General features: G+C 67.4%; 17 protein-coding genes. 8 read left to right on the plus strand and 9 right to left on the minus strand.

Annotated features, from left to right (window positions below; genetic code table 11):
• Positions 1–8: 8 nt before the first annotated feature.
• The 3 genes from B7P44_RS16130 to B7P44_RS16140 all read right to left on the minus strand — a co-directional run bounded on the left by B7P44_RS16130 (position 9) and on the right by B7P44_RS16140 (position 6,601).
• Complete coding sequence (locus B7P44_RS16130; protein WP_084905800.1) at positions 9–3,581, minus strand: indolepyruvate ferredoxin oxidoreductase family protein; 3,573 nt, start codon at positions 3,579–3,581, stop codon at positions 9–11.
• 1,846 nt (positions 3,582–5,427) lie between these two features.
• Positions 5,428–5,724: a lysozyme inhibitor LprI family protein gene (locus B7P44_RS16135; RefSeq protein ID WP_231716690.1), complete on the minus strand. Its 297-nt coding sequence runs from the start codon at positions 5,722–5,724 to the stop codon at positions 5,428–5,430.
• Between the two features lie 58 nt (positions 5,725–5,782).
• Positions 5,783–6,601: a LysM peptidoglycan-binding domain-containing protein gene (locus B7P44_RS16140; protein WP_088511455.1), complete on the minus strand. Its 819-nt coding sequence runs from the start codon at positions 6,599–6,601 to the stop codon at positions 5,783–5,785.
• 488 nt (positions 6,602–7,089) lie between these two features.
• Between B7P44_RS16140 and B7P44_RS16145 the strand changes: the two genes are divergently transcribed.
• Complete coding sequence (locus B7P44_RS16145) at positions 7,090–7,704, plus strand: glutathione S-transferase family protein (protein ID WP_084905804.1); 615 nt, start codon at positions 7,090–7,092, stop codon at positions 7,702–7,704.
• 12 nt (positions 7,705–7,716) lie between these two features.
• Here B7P44_RS16145 and B7P44_RS16150 read toward each other — a convergent pair whose 3' ends face one another.
• Positions 7,717–8,688 carry an ion channel gene (locus B7P44_RS16150; protein WP_084905806.1) on the minus strand — a complete coding sequence of 324 codons (972 nt, stop codon included), beginning with the start codon at positions 8,686–8,688 and terminating at the stop codon, positions 7,717–7,719.
• Between the two features lie 193 nt (positions 8,689–8,881).
• Here B7P44_RS16150 and B7P44_RS16155 point away from each other — a divergent pair, with 193 nt between their 5' ends.
• Both B7P44_RS16155 and B7P44_RS16160 read left to right on the plus strand, forming a co-directional pair.
• Positions 8,882–10,111 carry a molybdopterin-dependent oxidoreductase gene (locus B7P44_RS16155; protein ID WP_084905808.1) on the plus strand — a complete coding sequence of 410 codons (1,230 nt, stop codon included), beginning with the start codon at positions 8,882–8,884 and terminating at the stop codon, positions 10,109–10,111.
• A 10-nt stretch (positions 10,112–10,121) separates the two neighbouring features.
• Entirely contained in the window at positions 10,122–10,481 is a 360-nt protein-coding gene (locus B7P44_RS16160) for a c-type cytochrome (RefSeq protein ID WP_084905810.1), read from the plus strand.
• Positions 10,482–10,506: 25 nt separating this feature from the next.
• Here B7P44_RS16160 and B7P44_RS16165 read toward each other — a convergent pair whose 3' ends face one another.
• Positions 10,507–11,529, minus strand: a complete 1,023-nt coding sequence (locus tag B7P44_RS16165; RefSeq protein WP_084905811.1) for a sulfate ABC transporter substrate-binding protein — start codon at positions 11,527–11,529, stop codon at positions 10,507–10,509.
• Between the two features lie 448 nt (positions 11,530–11,977).
• Between B7P44_RS16165 and dapA the strand changes: the two genes are divergently transcribed.
• A complete protein-coding gene (gene dapA / locus B7P44_RS16175) occupies positions 11,978–12,871 on the plus strand; it encodes a 4-hydroxy-tetrahydrodipicolinate synthase (RefSeq protein ID WP_084905813.1) in 894 nt (297 codons plus the stop codon).
• Between the two features lie 21 nt (positions 12,872–12,892).
• On the opposite strand, the gene B7P44_RS16180 is transcribed toward dapA, so the two are convergent.
• The 3 genes from B7P44_RS16180 to B7P44_RS16190 form a co-directional block, all read right to left on the minus strand.
• Positions 12,893–13,273 carry a type II toxin-antitoxin system VapC family toxin gene (locus B7P44_RS16180; RefSeq protein WP_084905815.1) on the minus strand — a complete coding sequence of 127 codons (381 nt, stop codon included), beginning with the start codon at positions 13,271–13,273 and terminating at the stop codon, positions 12,893–12,895.
• Positions 13,273–13,500, minus strand: a complete 228-nt coding sequence (locus B7P44_RS16185; protein WP_167389804.1) for a type II toxin-antitoxin system Phd/YefM family antitoxin — start codon at positions 13,498–13,500, stop codon at positions 13,273–13,275. The genes B7P44_RS16180 and B7P44_RS16185 overlap by 1 nt, the downstream gene beginning before the upstream one ends.
• A gap of 95 nt (positions 13,501–13,595) precedes the next feature.
• Positions 13,596–14,552 (minus strand): LysR substrate-binding domain-containing protein, encoded by a 957-nt coding sequence (locus tag B7P44_RS16190; protein ID WP_231716630.1) that lies wholly within the window; start codon positions 14,550–14,552, stop codon positions 13,596–13,598.
• Between the two features lie 108 nt (positions 14,553–14,660).
• Between B7P44_RS16190 and B7P44_RS16195 the strand changes: the two genes are divergently transcribed.
• Positions 14,661–15,932 (plus strand): MFS transporter, encoded by a 1,272-nt coding sequence (locus tag B7P44_RS16195; protein WP_084905822.1) that lies wholly within the window; start codon positions 14,661–14,663, stop codon positions 15,930–15,932.
• A gap of 14 nt (positions 15,933–15,946) precedes the next feature.
• Positions 15,947–16,426: a Rid family hydrolase gene (locus B7P44_RS16200; protein WP_084905824.1), complete on the plus strand. Its 480-nt coding sequence runs from the start codon at positions 15,947–15,949 to the stop codon at positions 16,424–16,426.
• Between the two features lie 45 nt (positions 16,427–16,471).
• Here the strand turns inward: B7P44_RS16200 and B7P44_RS16205 are convergent, their stop codons facing one another.
• Positions 16,472–17,110 (minus strand): glutathione S-transferase family protein, encoded by a 639-nt coding sequence (locus B7P44_RS16205; RefSeq protein ID WP_084905826.1) that lies wholly within the window; start codon positions 17,108–17,110, stop codon positions 16,472–16,474.
• Between the two features lie 114 nt (positions 17,111–17,224).
• On the opposite strand from B7P44_RS16205, the gene B7P44_RS16210 reads away from it, so the two are divergent.
• Both B7P44_RS16210 and B7P44_RS16215 read left to right on the plus strand, forming a co-directional pair.
• Complete coding sequence (locus B7P44_RS16210; RefSeq protein WP_084905828.1) at positions 17,225–18,145, plus strand: LysR substrate-binding domain-containing protein; 921 nt, start codon at positions 17,225–17,227, stop codon at positions 18,143–18,145.
• Between the two features lie 145 nt (positions 18,146–18,290).
• Positions 18,291–18,566 (plus strand): hypothetical protein, encoded by a 276-nt coding sequence (locus tag B7P44_RS16215; protein WP_084905830.1) that lies wholly within the window; start codon positions 18,291–18,293, stop codon positions 18,564–18,566.
• Positions 18,567–18,603 lie beyond the last annotated feature (37 nt).

Here is an 18,603-nt window from a genome sequence, read left to right on the forward strand (position 1 = left end):
CCTTCGCGTTACTTCGCGACGACGACCGGAATCCCCTTCAGCATCCCCGCGCCCTTCACTTCGTCGAGCGCATGCTGCACGTGCGCGCTCGTCGCCGCGTCGATGCCGAGCTGCAGCGCGAGCTCGCGCTCCGCGCGCTTCACGCCGGCGAGGTTGCGCAGCTTCACGTGGCCGAAGCCGCGCACGCGTGCGTGCAGGTCGGCGAGCTGCGCGACGCTTGCTGCGTTGTCCGCGGTCGTCGCCGCGAGCGCGCGGGTCAGCGTCGTCTCGTAGTCGTCGGCGAGCGCGCGCTCCATCCTGCGCTCGACGGTGCGGCCGAACGGGTCGAGCCACGTGCCGCGCAGGCTGCGCACGCGCGCGAGCACGCCGAGCACTGGCCACATCCACTGGCCGAACACGCGCTTCTTCGGCGCGCTGCCGTCACTGCCGCCCTTCGCGACCGTCGGCGGCGCCAGGTTGAACTTCACGCGATAGTCCTGCCCCGGCACACCTTCGAACTGCGCTTCGAGCGCCGTGCGGAGCGCGCCGTCCGCATAGAGGCGCGCGACCTCGTATTCGTCCTTCACCGCGAGCAGACGATAGAACGTCGTCGCGACCGCACGCGCGAGCGCGTCGTCGCCCTTCGCGCGCGCGGCGTCCACGAGCGCGCGGTAGCGCTCGACGTAGCGCGCGCCGCCGTATTCGGCGAGGCGCGCCTCGCGATCGGCGATCAGCTCGGCGAGGGTCTCGGGCGCGGCGTGCGTCGCCACCGTGTGACGCGCATTCCACAACGCATCGAGGCCAACCGGATCGCCCGCCGCCATCCGGCCGACCGCGAACGCGAGCTTGTTCATCGGCACCGCGACGTTGTTCAGCTCGATCGCGCGCATCAGCGCCGCGTGCGACACCGGCACCAGGCCGAGCTGCCACGCATAGCCGAGCATCAGGATGTTCGCGCCGATCGAGTCGCCGAGGAATTTCGCGGCGAGCGCCTGCGCGTCGCAGCTCGACAGGAAGCCGTCGCCGGCCGCGTGGCGCATCTTCTCGAGCAGCGCGTCCGCGTGCAGGTTCGCGTCGGGGTTCTGCACGAACGATGCGTTCGGAATCCGGTGCGTATTGACGACGATCCGCGAGCGCTCGTGACGCACCGTCTGCAGCGCCTCGGCGCTCGCGCCGACGACCATGTCGCACGCGAGCAGCACGTCGGCCTGCTGCGTGTCGATGCGCACCTGGTTCAGCCATTCGTCGCGCGCGGCGATCCGCACGAACGACAGCACCGAGCCGCCCTTCTGCGCGAAGCCCATGAAGTCGAGCACCGACGCGCTCTTGCCTTCGAGGTGCGCGGCCATGCTGATCAGCGCGCCGACCGTCACGACGCCCGTGCCGCCGACGCCGGTCACGAGCATGTCGTACGGCGCCGCGTCCAGATGCGTCGCCGGCACCGGCAGCGCGTCGACGCGCGCGGCGAGCACCGCCTCGTCGAACGCCGCGCCCGCGGCCTTCTTCAGCGCCGCGCCTTCGACCGTCACGAAGCTCGGGCAGAAGCCGTTCACGCACGAGAAATCCTTGTTGCACGACGACTGGTCGATGCGGCGCTTGCGGCCGAGCGGCGTCTCGAGCGGCTCGACCGACAGGCAGTTCGACTGCACGCCGCAGTCGCCGCAGCCCTCGCACACCGCGTCGTTGATGAACAGGCGCTTGTCGGGGTCGGGGAACTCGCCCTTCTTGCGGCGGCGACGCTTCTCGGCCGCGCAGGTCTGGTCATAGATCAGCACGGTGACGCCCGCCGTCTCGCGCAGCTCGCGCTGCACCGCGTCGAGCTCGCTGCGATGGTGGAACGTCGTGCCCTTCGGGAACAGCCCGTGATGGCCGTCGTACTTCTCCGGCTCGTCGGACACGACGACGAAGCGCGACACGCCTTCCGCCTCGACCTGCCGCGCGATCTGCGGCACCGAGATGCTGCCGTCGACCGGCTGGCCGCCCGTCATCGCGACCGCGTCGTTGTAGAGAATCTTGTACGTGATGTTCGCCTTCGCGGCGACCGCCTGGCGGATCGCAAGGATCCCCGAGTGGAAGTAGGTGCCGTCGCCGAGGTTCTGGAACACGTGCTTCGTGTTGGTGAACATCGCGTGCGCGGCCCAGTCGACGCCCTCGCCGCCCATCTGGATCAGCCCGGTCGTGTCGCGGTCCATCCACGACGCCATGAAGTGGCAGCCGATGCCGGCCTGCGCGATCGAGCCTTCCGGCACCTTTGTCGACGTGTTGTGCGGACAGCCCGAGCAGAAGTACGGCGTGCGCTTCACCGCGTCCGCCTCGTTCGACAGGATCTGCGGCGCGACCAGATCGACGACGCGCTCGCGGCGGTCGAGCGCCGGCTTGTGGCGAGCCAGCCAGGTGGCGAACACCGGCAGGATCCGCGACGGGCGCAGCTCGCCGAGCTCGGACAGCAGGCATGCGCCTTCCGCGTCGTGCTTGCCGAGCACGCGCGGGCGGGCGCCGTCCGCGCGGTTGTACAGGTAGTCCTTGATCTGCTGCTCGATCACCGGGCCCTTCTCTTCGATCACGAGCACTTCGGCGAGGCCGTCGACGAAGGTCTCGATGCGCGTCATCTCGAGCGGGTACGACAGGCCGACCTTGTAGATCCGCACGCCGGCCGCGTCGAGATCGGCGACGGTCAGGTCGAGGCGGCGCAGCGCTTCCATCAGGTCGAGGTGCGCCTTGCCGCAGGTGACGATGCCGACGTTCGCCTGCGCGCTCGGCGCGATCCACTTGTCGATGCTGTGGGTGCGCGCGAAGTGGCGCACCGCGTCGAGCTTCGCCGCGAGGCGCGCTTCGATCGTCAGGCTCGGCAGGTCGGGCCAGCGGTTGTGCAGGCCGCCCGCCGGCGGCGTGAAGCCTTGCGGCGCGGGCCAGTGCGTCTGCACCGCGTCGAGGTCGACGGTCGAGCCCGATTCGACGGTTTCCGAGATCGCCTTGAAGCCGACCCACGCGCCCGAATAGCGCGACAGCGCCCAGCCGTACAGGCCGAATTCGAGCATGTCGGCGATGTTCGACGGGTTCACGACCGGCATGTGCCACGCGATCATCGCGAAGTCGCTCTGGTGCGGCATCGACGACGACACGCAGCCGTGATCGTCGCCCGCGACGACCAGCACGCCGCCGTGCGGCGACGAGCCGTACGCGTTGCCGTGCTTCAGCGCGTCGCCCGCGCGGTCGACGCCGGGGCCCTTGCCGTACCACATCGCATAGACGCCATCGACGGTGCGCTCCGGATCCGCCTCGACGCGCTGCGTGCCGAGCACCGCGGTGCCGCCGAGTTCCTCGTTGATCGCGGGCAGGAAGCGCACGCCGCCGCCATCGAGCAGTTTCTTCGCCTTCCACAGCTGCTGGTCGACCATGCCGAGCGGCGAGCCGCGGTAGCCGCTGACGAAGCCGGCCGTGTTCAGGCCCTGCGCGGCGTCGGCTGCGCGCTGCATCAGCAGCAGGCGCACCAGCGCCTGCGTGCCGGTCAGGAAGATCCGGCCGCGCGTCGCGGTCAGGTTGTCGGTCAGACGGTAGTCGGATAGGGCGGGCGTGCCGTCGATGGGCAAGCGGGCGGTCATGGGGACGTCTCCTGATTTGTGCAGATTTCTGCTGTTCTTGGCTGCGTCGGCGGCGCGTCGAGCGACGCTGTGCCGGCGGCAGCGGAATGGCTCTATTTTTTCGCGCGGAAAGGAGAATGTTTTTTCTCATCTTGCTCGGACGGCCGTCCGGTGAGAAAAACTACGCAGCATTTGTGCGGGATTTGAGAGAGTTTTCGCGCACGGGGGATGAATGGCGGATCAGGTGGGGGTCGTGGCGCGTGCTCGGGTGGCCGTGGAAGCAGGGGGTTGGAGATAGCCGTTCGCCGGATGGCGGCCGGCGCTCGTGCGCCGTGTGACCGGGGCCGGCTGGTTGGAGGCGCGCGTCCTCACCGTTGGATTGCACAGCGTTTCGATTTGCCCGGGGTGGCGGATATCCACAATGGAAATGCGGCTCGACGCGCCTGGTCGGGTGTTCACGCTCACCTTTGAAATCCACAGTGCTTCGAGTCGCTTCGGAAATCGGATATCTACGTTGGAATCGGCAACGTGTTCGATCGGGGGATCATGCTCACCTGTAGAATCCACAGCCTTTCGAGTTGCGTCGGAGATAGGTTGGCCACCTCGTGGCTGACGGCACGTTCGATCGGAGACCTACCCTCACCGCTAGAATTCACAGCGTTCCGAGTGACTTCGGAGGCCGGATATCCACATCGGGCTGGCGACGCGTTCGATCGAGGGCTCACTCTCACCGTTAGAATCCACAGCCTTCCGAGTGGCCTCGGCGGTCAGATATCCACATCGAGGCTGGCGAAATGTTCGATCGAGGTCTCACCCTCACCGTTAGAATCCACAGCCTTCCGACTGGCTTCGGAGGCCGGATATCCACATCGGGCTGGCGAAACGTTCGATCGAGGGCTCACTCTCACCGTTAGAATCCACAGCCGTCCGAGTGGCCTCGGAGACCGGATATCCACATCGGGCTGGCGAAACGTTCGATCGAAAGCTCACCCTCACCGTTAGAATCCACAGCCTTCCGAGTGGCCTCGGCGGTCAGATATCCACATCGAGGCTGGCGAAATGTTCGATCGAGGTCTCACCCTCACCGTTAGAATCCACAGCCTTCCGACTGGCTTCGGAGGCCGGATATCCACATCGGGCTGGCGAAACGTTCGATCGAGGGCTCACTCTCACCGTTAAAATCCACAGTGTTTCGAGTTGCCTCGGGGGTTGGTTATCCACATCGATGCTGGCGAAATGTTCGATCGAGGTCTCACCCTCACCGTTAGAATCCACAGCCGTCCGAGTGGCCTCGGAGGCCGGATATCCACATCGGGCTGGCGAAACGTTCGATCGAGGGCTCACTCTCACCGTTAAAATCCACAGTGTTTCGAGTTGCCTCGGGGGTTGGTTATCCACATCGATGCTGGCGAAATGTTCGATCGAGGTCTCACCCTCACCGTTAGAATCCACAGCCTTCCGACTGGCTTCGGAGGCCGGATATCCACATCGGGCTGGCGAAACGTTCGATCGAGGGCTCACTCTCACCGTTAAAATCCACAGTGTTTCGAGTTGCCTCGGGGGTTGGTTATCCACATCGATTCTGGCGACGCGTTTGATCAGGCCCTCGCGCTCACCTTCGAAATGCACAGGGTTTCGAGTTGTTGGGGGGCGGGATATCCACAACGAGCGCGACTATGTGACGGGCCGCCGCTGCTTGATCGAATTGGCACGCTCACCTGCTGTGAACCAGATCAAATCCGACAAAAGCCGCTTCAGGTCATCCAGAAAGGAAACAACCGAATATTCCCAGGGAACAGGAAGGCGGCCAGCGCAAGCCCGGTATTAGCGAGAACAGGCCCTAGGCTGGCCATTGTGCGTTTCAATGCTACTTCAACGGTAAGTCAGAGACGGCGTTGCGTAGCTGTTCGACGCGTCTGGTGTTGAGTTCCGCGATACAGGCCAGTCGCCCCATTTCATAGGCATTACCAGCTCCGCCGCCACTTAGCGAAGCAGAAAATTCACATTGAGCCCCGCGGTACTTCACAAATTCCTTATTCGATGCCGCGAGCATTGCTTGGGATGCACGGATATATTTATTACCCTCATCCCATTTTTTTATCACGGCAATCACATCGATTTCAGCTTTTTTTAAAGATGCCCGACTTTCATCGGCCTTCTTCACAAGGCAATCCTTCATTCCAGCCTGAGAATAAGCGCCGCACTCTTCGTATAAATCCTTCTCACTCCTGACGACATTGCCCGGCGCAGCAATTGAGAGCAGCGGCAAGGACAGCATAAACCCCAAACCAATCCGTCTTATTGCGTGCATGAAGCCTCCGCTCCCTTGCGTACCAAACCCGTGCAAAGTCCAATTTCTTTGCATAGTTCGGATCGCGGCGCATTGAATTGTAACGTAATGCCACTGATGTTGCGGATAACGGTCGCCACCCCGTGATGACACGTCGAACCGAGGCTTTTTGGCACTTCAAGACTTGTCCTGGCCGCAACACGCCGACCATTGGATTCAGTTTCTTCAGCACTTCGGTTGTACTGCCGTGTTCCGTCGCGATTTTGTCGAGACTATCGCCCGACTTGACTGTGACGTCATAGACCTTGGAGGCTGCAACGGACACGCTACGGTGCTCAAAGGTTGCCATGCGCATGAGCAGGTAACCAATTCCTGCGCGGATGTTATGCGCTGGCATTGTTCTCGCTGATCCCATAGTCAGTTGCCCTTTCCAGGTGGGAGGCAGAATCAAGTCACCGCCTTCGTTACCCGAAAGGAATGATGTCAAGCCTGGATCGCCTGATACGCCGATCTGCAATGGTTTAATCTTCCATTCCGAACTATTTGCTCCTGTTTCAACCCATAGCATTGCCTTGATTAAGTGCCAATCCAATGGGCTGTACCCGGCAGTTCCTGACAGGTGCCGGTTGTACTCGTTCACCGCCATCTGAATCTCGCAATCCCAGGTATCCCAGTTGACATCGCCTGCGGCCTTATTAATATCGTCCTGCCATTTTTCAAAGCCGGTCTTCGTTGGTTCCTGAATCGCCATATTCAAACCCCTCTGATTAAATTGATCGTATTGTTTGCCTTCCGGCGCACAACAGGTAGTTGTACGAGCGCATATTCCATACTCAGCATCCCGGTCGCGCTAATCGACGCCTTTTCAGCACGACCGCCAACGGCAGTGTGCTCGGTACGCTCCGGGCCTCTCCGTCATCGTCCTGCGGCATCGTTGCCTCGTCACCGCAATAAAAATGAAAGAAACAATGCACATGCTCTGATCGCGTTTCAATTTTCGGGATAGCCGCCGAACAGCCGAACCACGGCCGGAAGCCGCTCAAAGCCGGAAAGACGGACGGAAAAAGATGACAAAAGGTCACCAAGCCCCCGTCTGGTATCGAGAATCCGAGCCTCGCCGCCCCATTGGCCGCCTGAGCCCCACCGAGCGCGTCACACGGCCGGCCACGCGACGAACGACGCACATTCCGCGGACCGACTCGACTACACTGGATCGTCACCGCATACACGGAGCACGCGATGAAGCTCTACTACTGGCCGAAGACCCGGGCGTTCCGGGCGCTGTGGATGCTGGAGGAGATCGGCGTGCCGTACGAGCTGGCGCCGATCGACCTGCGCTCGCACGAGCAGGGCAGCGACGCGTTCGTTCAGGTCAATCCGATGGCGAAGCTGCCCGCGCTCGACGACGGCAGCGTGCCGTTCGCCGAATCCGGCGCGGTGCTGCTCTATCTCGCGGACCGCTTTCCCGACGCGCAGCTCGGCATCGCACCCGACGATCCACTGCGGGGCCGGTTCCTGCAATGGCTGTTCTTCACGCCGACCTGCCTCGAACCGGCAATGGCGGAAAAATTCACCGGCGCGTCGGGCAACCCGGTCGCATTCGGCTGGGGCAACATCGCGCGCGTGCAGCGCGCGCTCGCGCAGACGCTGGCGCAAAGCCCGTGGCTCGTCGGCGCGCACTTCACCGCGGCCGACCTGCTGCTCGCGAGCACGCTGAAGATCGCATTCGACGCGCACCTGCTGCCGCACGAAGGCGTGCTCGGTGATTACGTCGCGCGCGCGGAAGATCGCGACGGCTTCCGCCGCGCGGTCGCGATCGAACAACGCGAAGCGGCGCGGCTGCTGCATCCCTGACGCGAACGGCCGCTACGTCGACGACGCGCTCGGGCCGGGCGCGCGTGCCTCGCGGGACACGATGGTCGCGCCGGGCGTGCCGCCCGCCGTGTCGGCGTCGACCGGCACGACGTCGTGGAAGTGCGTGTAGTCGATGTGCGTGATGCCGCCCTCTTCGTGCATCAGGTCGACGTAGCGATGGAACCAGCGAATCTCGCCGTGTTCCCATGAGTGGCGCGCCAGCATCACCTGCGAGGTCGTCTCGTCCGAGCCCTCGATCGTGATCAGCAGCGACGCGTCGCGCGCCGCGAGCGACTCCGCCGACTCGCCGAACAGCGGGCTCGACTCGTCGATCACGTGCATCAGGTTCCAGCCGAGCAGGAAGATCGGATGCTCGCTGCGCACGAGCGGCAGGTCGTGGATCTTGCGCAGCGTATAGCCCTCGTGCGTGCCTTCGACGCGCATCAGGCGCAGCTTCGCGCGCGCCTCGGCGATCACGTTCTGGCGTGCGTTCGCGACCCGCACCATCACCGTCATCCGGCCGTTCAGCGGCCGCACGATCGCGTAGCGCGCGAACAGGATCTTCGCGCGCGGCCGCGAGAAACGGGCGAACACGAGCCCGGTGGCCAGCGCAATCCCCGACATCCCGATGAAGATCTCGAGCGTCGCGACGACGTGCGCGTAGAGGGTCTGCGGATGCATGTCGCCGTAGCCGACGGTCGCGAGCGTCTCGACGCTGAAGAAGAACGCGCCGCCGAACCCGGCCGGCGACTGGTTCGCGATCGGCGCGTGGCCGAGCATGTACAGCGTCGCGAAGCCGCCGTTGAGGAGCAGGAACAGCACCGCGAGCGACAGGAAGAACACGGGCCAGCTCACCGTCAGCGCGCGGTGGTACAGGTCGCGCCAGCCGAGCGGCGGCATCCCGTACGCGATCACGTGGCGGGTGCCCGACCAGATCTTGCGGCCGCGGCCGCGAGGGGAGGAAGCGGAAGGATCGACGTTCATCGCGCGGCGCCGCAGACGGGGAGGCGACGAGCGTAGCACGCGGGTCGCGGAAGCGGAAATGCAACGCGCAGCCGAACCGGATATGACGCCGGATAGCGCCTAATATTGAATGCAACCCCGGCTCGCATGCGGGTCCCCGGCCGGGTGAACGGTTGCGTTATCCACCGACAGATCGGCTAACCCGGGGGTCGACATGGCCGCCCCACTCGATCCACAACGCCGTCACCTGATGCAGGCCGCCGCAGGCGGCCTGCTTGCCGTCGGCGGCGGCTGGTTCCGCCACGCATTCGCCGCAGACGCGGTCTCGCTGCCGTTCGAGAACGGGCTGCGCGAGCTGACGCGCGCGTTTCCGCAAAAAGGCGAGATGCTGCTCGTGCGCACCCGCCCGCCGCTGCTGGAGACGCCGTTCGCCGTGTTCGACGACGGCGTGTTCACGCCGAACGACCGCTTCTTCGTGCGCTGGCACCTGGCCAACATTCCGACGCGGATCGACGCCGGCGCGTTCCGGCTCGCCGTGCACGGGCTCGTCGAGCGGCCGCTGGCGCTGAGCCTGCGCGAGCTCGCGCGGGACTTTCCGCACGTCGAGGTCGCCGCCGTCAATCAGTGCGCCGGCAATTCGCGCGGCTTCTTCAAGCCGCGCGTGGCCGGCGGCGAATGGGGCAACGGCGCGATGGGCAACGCACGCTGGACCGGCGTGCGACTGAAGGACATCCTCGACCGGGCGGGCGTGAAGGCGGGCGCGGTCCAGGTCCGCTTCAACGGCCTCGACACGGGCGTGCTGCCCGCCACGCCGGCCTACGTGAAGGCGCTCGACGTCGATCGCGCGCGCGACGGCGCAGTGATCGTCGCGTTCGCGATGAACGGGCAGCCGCTGCCGCTGCTCAACGGCTTCCCGGTGAGGCTCGTCGTGCCCGGCTGGTATTCGACGTACTGGGTGAAGATGCTGCACGACATCGAGGTCATCGACCGCCGCGACGACAACTTCTGGATGGCGAAGGCCTACCGGATTCCCGACACCCCGCATGCGAGCGTCCAGCCCGGGCAGGCCGGCGTCGCGACCGTGCCGATCGGCCGGATGGTGCCGCGCTCGTTCATCACCAACCTCGCCGACGGCAGCGTGATCGCGCAGGATCGCGTGCAGACGGTCCGGGGCATCGCGTTCGGCGGCGACACGGGCGTGCGCAACGTGCTGTTCTCGCCCGACGGCGGCGCGTCGTGGACGGCGGCGCGGCTCGGGAAGGACTACGGGAAATACAGCTTCCGCCGCTGGGAAGCGCAGTTCACGCCGCGGCGCGCCGGACCGGCGGCGCTGCAGGTCAAGGCGGTCAACGCCGACGGCGTCGAGCAGCCCGACGCACCGAACTGGAACCCGGCCGGCTACATGCGCAACGTGGTCGAAACGACGAACGTGGTCATCGCGTGAGGAGCCGATCATGACAAAGACATGTGCCGCGATCCTGCTCGCCGCCGCGACGTGCGCGGCAAGCGTCGCGATGGCGGAAGCGACCGGGCCGGCGCGCGCCGCGGCAGCCCGGACGATCGAAACTCGCACGGTCGAGGTCGAGCTGCCCGGCGATACGCGCAAGTTTCCGCCCGGCCCGGGCGCCGACCTCGCGAACCAGCACTGCCTCGTCTGCCATTCGGTCGGCATGGTGACGCGCCAGCCGCCGCTGTCGTTCGACGAGTGGAAGGCGGAAGTCGTCAAGATGCGCGCGGTGTATGGCGCGCCGCTGCCGCCCGAGGCGATCGACGACCTCGCCCGCTACCTGACCACGATCAACGGCAAGCCGTGATGCATCGTGCCGCGTCAGGCCGCCGTCATTTCCGGTCGACGATCACCCGGTCGAACGTGCCGCCGTCGGCGAAGTGCGTCTTCTGCGCGTTCGCCCAGTTGCCGAAGACCTGCTCGACGCTGAACGTCTTCAGCGGCTTGAACTCGGCCGCGTGCTTCTTCAGCACGCTCGGGTCGCGCGGGCGCAGATGGTGCTGCGCGATGATCTCCTGCGCATCCGGCGTGTACAGGTAGTCGAGATACGCCTGCGCGACCTTGCGCGTGCCCTTCTTGTCGACCACCTTGTCGACGACCGCGACCGGCGGCTCCGCGAGGATGCTCGCCGACGGGTACACCGCGTCGAACTGCGCGCCCGACGCGCCGGTGTCCATCAGCGCGACTTCGTTCTCGAACGTGACGAGCACGTCGCCGATGCCGCGCTGCGTGAACGTCGTCGTCGCGCCTCGGCCGCCCGAATCGAGCACCGGCACGTTGCGGAAGATCGCCTTCTCGAAATCAAGCGCCTGCTGGTCGGTCGCGCCCTTCTGCTTCTGGTAGCCCCATGCGGCGAGATACGCGTAGCGGCCGTTGCCGGACGTCTTCGGGTTCGCGATGATCACCTGCACGCCCGGCTTCGCGAGATCGCTCCAGTCCTTGATCCCCTTCGGGTTGCCCTTGCGCACGAGGAACACCATCGTCGTCGAGTACGGCGAGCTGCTGTCCGGGAAGCGCGTGCGCCAGTCCTTCGGCAGCAGCTGGCCGCGCTCGGCGAGCAGGTCGATGTCGTTCGGCTGGTTCATCGTCACGACGTCGGCCTGCAGGCCCTGCAGCACCGACAGCGCCTGCGCGCTCGACGCGCCGTGCGATTGCCTGATCGCGACCGTCTCGCCGGTCTTCTGCTTGTAGGCGGCGACGAAGCCCGCGTTGATGTCCTTGTACAGCTCGCGCGTCACGTCGTACGACACGTTCAGCAGCGACGTGTCCGCGTGCGCGGCCGCAGCCGAGACGACCAGCGCCGCCGCGGCGACGCCCTTCAGCAGCCGGCCGCCGATTCCGTTCGTGTATCCCATCGTTGAATGCCCCGCTTCCAGTGGTTGATGCGTGCCGGCGCGCGCACGCGCCGTCATCGAAACGTAAGCGGGCATTCTAGCGGCGGGCCGCGCGGCGGCTTCCAATCAGTCGTGGAAAGCAAAGCAGGATTTCGGATAAGTGACGGCGACCGCTCGCGCACGCGCCGGATCTGATGCTAAGATCGCCGTTCAGCCCTTTTCACGGTCCATCCATGTCTGTTGCCCTGCGCCCGCATCCGATCCTCGCCGCCGTCGCGGCAGGCGCGCGCGCGGCCGGGCTGAAACTGAAAAAACGACTCCTCGACTGACGGGGATGTCGCGTCCCGTCAGGCGAATGCCGGACGGGATGCCCGCAGGTTGTTTCTTTCTCCTCGCTCGCAAGCCTCGCTCCGGCACCCCGTCGGCGGAACGGTTCTCTCCCACATCCGTTTTCACCATGAGGCTTTGCATGCAAACACGTTTCGAAGGTATCTGGCTGCCGCTCATCACGCCGTTTCACCACGGTGAAGTCGACCACGCGGCGCTCGCGCGGCTCGCGCGCCGCTATGCGGCCGCCGGCATCGCCGGGTTCGTCGCGGGCGCGACGACGGGCGAAGGCGCGCTGCTCGACGCGCGCGAACAGGATGCGGTGTTCGCGACGCTGCGCGACGCCGTGCCGGGCCTTCCGATCATCGTCGGGCTGACCGCGAGCGCGACGCAGTTCGCCGCGGCGCGCGCGCGCGAGCTCGCTGCGCTGGCTCCCGACGGCCTGCTCGTGACGCCGCCCGTCTACGTGCGGCCGACGCAGGACGGCATCCGGCGGCACTTCGAAGTGATCGTCGAAGCCGCCGACCGGCCGGTGCTCGTCTACAACATTCCGTACCGCACCGGCGTGAACGTCGAGCTGGAGACGCTGCAGGCGCTCGCGCGCGACGCGCGCGTCGCGGGCGTCAAGGAGTGCGGAGGCAGCCTCGACCGGATGGCGCGACTCGTGCACGAGACGCCGCTCGCGATCCTGTCCGGCGACGACAACCAGAACTTCGCGGCGCTGTGCGCGGGCGCGCACGGCACGATCGCAAGCAGCGCGCACGTGCTGACCGAGTGGCACGTGCGCATCCATGCGCTGCTGCGCGACGGACGGCTCACCGACGCGCGGCGTCTGGCGGTCGCGCTGCAGCCGCTCGTCGCGGCGCTGTTCGCGGAGCCGAATCCGGCGCCCGTGAAGGCGCTGCTGGCCGCGCAGGGCTGGTGCGAGGATGGGTTGAGGCTGCCGTTCGTGCCGGCAAGCGACGCGCTGCGGGCGAAGGTGGTGGAGCTTTGTGCGGCGCTGGAAGCATCCACGCCGGCTGTCGCGGCAGCGTAGGATTTCGCTCCCGAAATTGTTTCAAACCGTCAGGATTCGGGACGAGCCGTACTGCGCGAGGTCGCCATCGGCCGTGACCAGCAGCAGCGGTTCGCACCACGCCTGCGCGACGAGCAACCGGTCGAACGGGTCGCGATGATAATGGGGCAGGTTGCGCACGGCCGCTCCGTGCGCGGCCCGAACCGGTAGTTCTTGGTACTTGCTCGTCTTGATCGCATCGACCAGCCCTTCCACGTCGACGTCCAGCTTTCCCTTTCCGGCCTTGATCGCCACTTCCCAGATGCTCGCGCTGCTGATGAACACTTCATCGGCGGTGGAGATCAGCCTGCGCGCGCGAACGCTCAGTTTCGGATCATCGGCCAACATCCAGAGAAAAATGTGCGTATCGAACAGCAAGCGCATTACTTCCCTTCGAACGCATCCAGCAGGTCGTCGGGAAGCGGCGCATCAAAGTCGTCGGCGATCCATATCTGCCCCTTGAGGAGGCCATACTGGTGGATGGGCTTGAGAGGCACGAGCCGGACCGAAGGCTTGCCGTCCTGCGAGATCACGACGTCTTCGCCGGCGATCGCGGCATCGACGAGCCGCGGCAGATCGAGCGCGGCGTCGTGGAGGTTTGCGTTCTGCATGATGGGCTCCATTGAGTGACCGCCATTGTCGCGGGATTCGGCAAGTCGCTCCAGTCAGCCGAACGGGCGACTAAAGGCGCACGCGCCGATCGGAGTCACGCCGCAAGCGCCGTCGCTGCCCCGCTCACCGCCTGCGTCATGATCCGCGCGAGCCGATCGACGGTCGGCGTCGCCGACGACGCACGCCGCAGCAGCATCAGCGGCACGCTCGGCAAGTCGGGCAGGCCGAGCGGCGCAGCGTCGAGCAACCTGACCGACGCAGGCAGCCCGTAATGCGAGCGCACCGTCAGCCCAAGGCCCGCGGCGGCTGCGGCCCACAGGCCCGCGAGGCTCGGCGTCGTGAACGCGACGCGCCACGGCACGCCCGCGCGATCGAGCGCGGCCGTCGCCGCACTGAAGAAACGGCACGGCCGGTCGAACACCACGAGCGGCAGCAGCTCGCCCGGCATGCGAACGGACGGCTCGCCTGCGTCACCGTCTGCCGCCGCGCCTAAGCCGGCCGCGCCTAAGCCGGCCGCGCCGATCCACCGCATCGGCACGTGCGCGATCTCCTCGCAGTCGATCCCCGTGCGCGCGACGAACGCCGCCGACGCGGGATCACCCCACACCAGCGCGAGATCGAGCTGGTTCGCGTCGAGCCTTTCGAGCAACTCCGCGTTATGGGCGACGCGCGCCTCGATCCGCACCTTCGGGTGCGCGCGCGCGAAACGGCCCAGCACGTCGGGCAGGATCGCCTCGCCGAAATCCTCCTGCAGCCCGATCCGCACCCACCCGTCGAGATTCACGCCGCGCACGGCGGCCGCCGCCTCGTCATTCAGCTCGACCAGGCGCCGCGCGTAGCGCAGCATCGCTTCGCCTGCGTCGGTGAGCGCAAGGCCGCGCCCCGCTTTGCGAAACAGCGGCGCACCGGCTTGCGCCTCCAGCTTCCTGATCTGCGCACTGACCGCCGACGACGATCGCGCGACGCGGTCGGCCGCCTTCGCGAAGCTGCCGAGATCCATGCCGGCCACGAGGCTGCGCAGCGCGGCGAGGTCGAAATTCGTCTGGGACATGCCAATCATCCTGATTTATCGAACGATTCATCAAAAACTTTTCGATTTTCGGGATTAATGTAGGACGCGACACTGTGTGCCGTCAATCGCTCAATGAGGCGGCACATCATGGAAACCCAAGCCACTTTCGATTCGGTTCCGACGGCGCGCGCCGCCCGCGGGGCCGCGCACCGCTGGCGCGTGCTCGGTGTCGGCGTCGCGGCCAACATGAGCTTTTCCGCGGCCGCGACCGGCATCCCGACCACTGCCATCTGGCTGCGCGCCGACTATCACCTCGGCAACGGCGCGCTCGGCCTCGTGCTCGGCGCGCTCGGGCTCGGCGTCGCGCTATCCGAGCTGCCGTGGGGCATGGCCGCCGACCGCTGGGGCGACCGCCGCATGCTGCTCACCGGCCTGCTCGCGACCGCCACCGTGCTCGCGGCGATGACGCTGCTGATCGTACCGTCGGCAGGCGCGGTACCGTCGCTCACGTGCGTGGCGGCGGCGATGGCGCTCGTCGGCATGCTCGGCGGCAGCGTCAACGGCTCGAGCGGGCGCGCCGTGATGCGCTGGTTCCGCGAGGGCGAGCGCGGACTCGCGATGAGCATCCGCCAGACCGCCGTGCCGCTCGGCGGCGGGCTCGGCGCGGCGCTACTGCCGACGCTCGCGTCGACCACAGGCTTCGCCGGCGTCTTCGGCCTGCTCGCGCTGCTGTGCGCCGCCTCCGCGGTGCTCACCTGGCGCTGGCTGCACGAGCCGCCGGAGGCGCCGGTGCGCAGCCATGCGCCGGCGACCACCGCCGCCCCCGCCGGCCCGCATCCGCTGCGCAACGGCCCGGTCTGGCGCGTGGTGCTCGGCATCGGCCTGCTGTGCGCGCCGCAATTTGCGATACTCACGTTCGCCACCGTGTTCCTGCACGACTTCATCCGGCTCGGTCTCGCCGGCATCACGGCCGCCATGGTGACGATCCAGCTCGGCGCGATGGTCATGCGCGTGTGGAGCGGCCGCTACACCGATCGCCGCGGCAACCGCCGCGCCTACGTGCGCGGCTCGGTGCTCGTCGCGGTCGCCGCGTTCGGCCTGCTCGCGCTTGCGACGGCAGCCGCCGCTCGCCTGCCGGCCGCCGCGGTAGTCGTGCTGTTGGTGGGCGCGGGCGTGTGCGTGTCGGCATGGCACGGCGTCGCCTACACCGAGCTCGCGACGCTCGCAGGCGCGGACAACGCCGGCACCGCGCTCGGCATGGCCAACACCGCCGTGTACGTCGGCCTGTTCCTGACACCGCTCACGATTCCGCATCTGCTCGCAGCCAGTTCATGGAGCGTCGTCTGGCTCGCCACCGCGCTGTGCGCGTGGCTCGCCTATCCGTTGTTTCCGCGGCAGACCCGCCGCATTGCCCAATGAGGTTTCGATTCCTTATGCATGATCTGTCACAAGACACGCTGGTCACCCTGCCGACGACGACAGGCAAGGTCGTCGTCCCGGCCGAGCTGCAGGCCGACGTCGACGCATTCCATTACGCGCCCGCGCGCCGGGCCGGCGATTTCGTGTTCCTGTCGGGCATCGTGGCCGCCCGGCACGGCGCTCAGCCGCTCGACGACGCCGCGTTTCGCGACGAACTGCGCCGGGTGTTCGGGCAAATCGCTCGCCTGCTGGCGGCCTGCGACGCCCAGCTCGCCGACGTGGTCGAGCTGCAGATGTTCCACGTATTCGGCAGCGGCCACGTCGCGCTCGACAAGACCGGCCAGCTCGCCGCGATCGCCGCGGTGCGCGACGAATTCTTCCCCGCGCCCTACCCGGCGGCGGTCGAACTCGCCGTCGCCGAGCTGAATCCGCCCGGCGGCATCGTCGAGATCAAGGCGCTGGCGTTCGCGCCGCGCTCAGGCGCGCGGCCGTAGCGCGCACCGGGCACGCTGCGCGCCGGCATCTTCCGATCCCGCGCGTCAGAGCCCCTCTGTCGCCAGCGCGCGCCGCGCCGCGGGCCGCGCGGCGACGCGTCGCGCATGGGCGCTCCACGCCGCGTGCCGCGTCATGTCGAGCCCGACCGCCGCGCCCCAGTGATACAGCACGAGCAGGAACGGATCGACGATCGAATGGCCGCCCGGCTCCGCCCACGCGCGCCCGTCGGCCAGGCTCGCTTCGATCGTCGCGTTCGCCGCTTCGATCACGCCGCGCCCGTGCGCGCTGATCGCGCCGTGCACCGCCGGGTCGTCGACGAAGCGGCCCGGCCGCCACAGCGCGCCATAGCCGACCCCATGCACCCAGCCGACGAGCCACGCGAGCCATTCGTGGCAGCGCGCCTCGCGCAGCGGATCGTCGAGCGGCAGCAGGTGCGCGTCGGGATGGCGGCGCGCGAGATACGCGAGGATCGCGGGCGTTTCGGTGAGCACGCGCGGCTCGCCCGGAATCGCGAGCGCGGGCACGCGCGCCTTCGGATTGATCGCGAGATAGCGGTCGCTGAAGTTGTCGCGCTCGCGCACGGAGATGACTTCGGTGTCGAACGGCGCGCCGGTTTCCTCGAGCGCGATGTGCGAGGCGAGCGAACAGGCGCCCGGTGAATAGTAGAGACGATATGCAGTCATGTTGACGGTGCCATGCAGGCCGTGTGGAAGATGGCACCGAGTGTAGGAACGCGGCCGCGGCGTCGGCAAACGATGAATTGTCGTGCTCGGGCATTAGTGCTACTAATACCCGCCATGCGACCGATCCATCTTCCTCCGCTGCAGACGCTGCGCGCATTCGAGACCGCCGTGCGGCTGCAGAGCTTCACGCGCGCCGCCGACGCGCTCGCGCTCACGCAGGGCGCCGTGAGCCAGCACATTCGCGCGCTCGAGGCGCAGCTCGGCTATCCGCTCTTCACGCGCGAACGCAACGGCGCGACGCCGACGCACGCCGCGCACGCGCTCGCGCTGCAGGTGCGCCAGGGCCTGAGCGTGCTCGAGCGCGCGTTCGAGCCGGCGCTCGCGACGCGCAGCCGGCCACGCGCGCGCGCCGTCACGCTCAACGTCAGCGTGCTGCCGAGCGTCGCCGAACGCTGGCTCGCGCCGCGCCTGCCGCGCTTCGCGGCCGCGCACCCGCACATCGACATCGCACTGCATCCGGACGCCGCGCTCGCCCCCCTGCGCAAGCGCGACCGCATCGACGTCGCGCTGCGCTACGGCCCCGGCACGTGGCCGGGCGTCGTCGCCGAGAAGCTGATGAACGAGACCGTGTTTCCGGTCGCGAGCCCCGCGTACCGCAATCGCGACGGCATCGCGCCGCGCGCGCCGGCCGACCTCGCGCGCGCGACGCTGTTGCGGCATCCCGCGCAGCCGTGGGAGCCGTGGTTCCAGGCCGCACGGCTCGACCTCACCGAATCCGCGCGCGCGCCGCAATTCACCGACGCGAACGCGCTGATCGACGCCGTGCTGAAGGGGCGCGGCGTCGCGCTCGCGCGCCGCTCGCTGATCGAGCCCGAGCTGGCGGCGGGCACGCTCGTACGCGTGTCGACGGTGCGCATCAGCGACGTCTACGCGCACTATGTCGTGTGGCGTCCCGACCATCCGAAGGAAGCGGCGATCCGGACGTGGCTCGACTGGCTGCGCAGCGAAGTGCGCCGCCGCACGCCGCGCCGCTGACGCGCAACCCGCACGACCGAAAGCCATTCGTCACCGCGCCGAAAGCATGCCGCGATCACGCGCCGGTCGCAAACGATTCATCGAAACGCCTCATCGATTCGTCATACTCGACGACGTTCGAGATCAGCCCCGCAGGAGACTTGTGATGCGCCGCTTTGCCACCGCCGTCGCCCTTTGTGCCGCCCTGTCCGCCGCCGCGTGCAGCGACGATGCATCGCATGGCGCACACCCGGCCGACGGCGCGCAGCAGGCCGGCGGGTCTGCCGGCACGGCAAGCGCATTCAACAGCGGCGCGGCCGCCGGCGGCAACGCGTCGGCGGCCGCGCCGCTTGCGCCCCCCGTCGTCCACTATCCGCCGGAAGACGACGACGGCGCGAAGCCGGCCGCCCCGGCACCGGCCCCCGCATCGACGCCAGGCTGATCCGCCGTTTCCGTCCCCGTTCGCAGAATCGAGGTGA

Source organism: Burkholderia ubonensis subsp. mesacidophila (genome assembly GCF_002097715.1).
In the GTDB taxonomy this organism is placed as follows: domain Bacteria; phylum Pseudomonadota; class Gammaproteobacteria; order Burkholderiales; family Burkholderiaceae; genus Burkholderia; species Burkholderia mesacidophila.

Bases quoted from the DNA above. Each gene is read 5' to 3' on its own strand.
- B7P44_RS16130 (WP_084905800.1), bottom strand. From the start codon at position 3,581: ATGACCGCCCGCTTGCCCATCGACGGCACGCCCGCCCTATCCGACTAC.
- B7P44_RS16140 (WP_088511455.1), bottom strand. From the start codon at position 6,601: ATGGCGATTCAGGAACCAACGAAGACCGGCTTTGAAAAATGGCAGGAC.
- B7P44_RS16145 (WP_084905804.1), top strand. From the start codon at position 7,090: ATGAAGCTCTACTACTGGCCGAAGACCCGGGCGTTCCGGGCGCTGTGG.
- B7P44_RS16150 (WP_084905806.1), bottom strand. From the start codon at position 8,688: ATGAACGTCGATCCTTCCGCTTCCTCCCCTCGCGGCCGCGGCCGCAAG.
- B7P44_RS16155 (WP_084905808.1), top strand. From the start codon at position 8,882: ATGGCCGCCCCACTCGATCCACAACGCCGTCACCTGATGCAGGCCGCC.
- B7P44_RS16160 (WP_084905810.1), top strand. From the start codon at position 10,122: ATGACAAAGACATGTGCCGCGATCCTGCTCGCCGCCGCGACGTGCGCG.
- B7P44_RS16165 (WP_084905811.1), bottom strand. From the start codon at position 11,529: ATGGGATACACGAACGGAATCGGCGGCCGGCTGCTGAAGGGCGTCGCC.
- dapA (WP_084905813.1), top strand. From the start codon at position 11,978: ATGCAAACACGTTTCGAAGGTATCTGGCTGCCGCTCATCACGCCGTTT.
- B7P44_RS16180 (WP_084905815.1), bottom strand. From the start codon at position 13,273: ATGCGCTTGCTGTTCGATACGCACATTTTTCTCTGGATGTTGGCCGAT.
- B7P44_RS16185 (WP_167389804.1), bottom strand. From the start codon at position 13,500: ATGCAGAACGCAAACCTCCACGACGCCGCGCTCGATCTGCCGCGGCTC.
- B7P44_RS16190 (WP_231716630.1), bottom strand. From the start codon at position 14,552: ATGTCCCAGACGAATTTCGACCTCGCCGCGCTGCGCAGCCTCGTGGCC.
- B7P44_RS16195 (WP_084905822.1), top strand. From the start codon at position 14,661: ATGGAAACCCAAGCCACTTTCGATTCGGTTCCGACGGCGCGCGCCGCC.
- B7P44_RS16200 (WP_084905824.1), top strand. From the start codon at position 15,947: ATGCATGATCTGTCACAAGACACGCTGGTCACCCTGCCGACGACGACA.
- B7P44_RS16205 (WP_084905826.1), bottom strand. From the start codon at position 17,110: ATGACTGCATATCGTCTCTACTATTCACCGGGCGCCTGTTCGCTCGCC.
- B7P44_RS16210 (WP_084905828.1), top strand. From the start codon at position 17,225: ATGCGACCGATCCATCTTCCTCCGCTGCAGACGCTGCGCGCATTCGAG.
- B7P44_RS16215 (WP_084905830.1), top strand. From the start codon at position 18,291: ATGCGCCGCTTTGCCACCGCCGTCGCCCTTTGTGCCGCCCTGTCCGCC.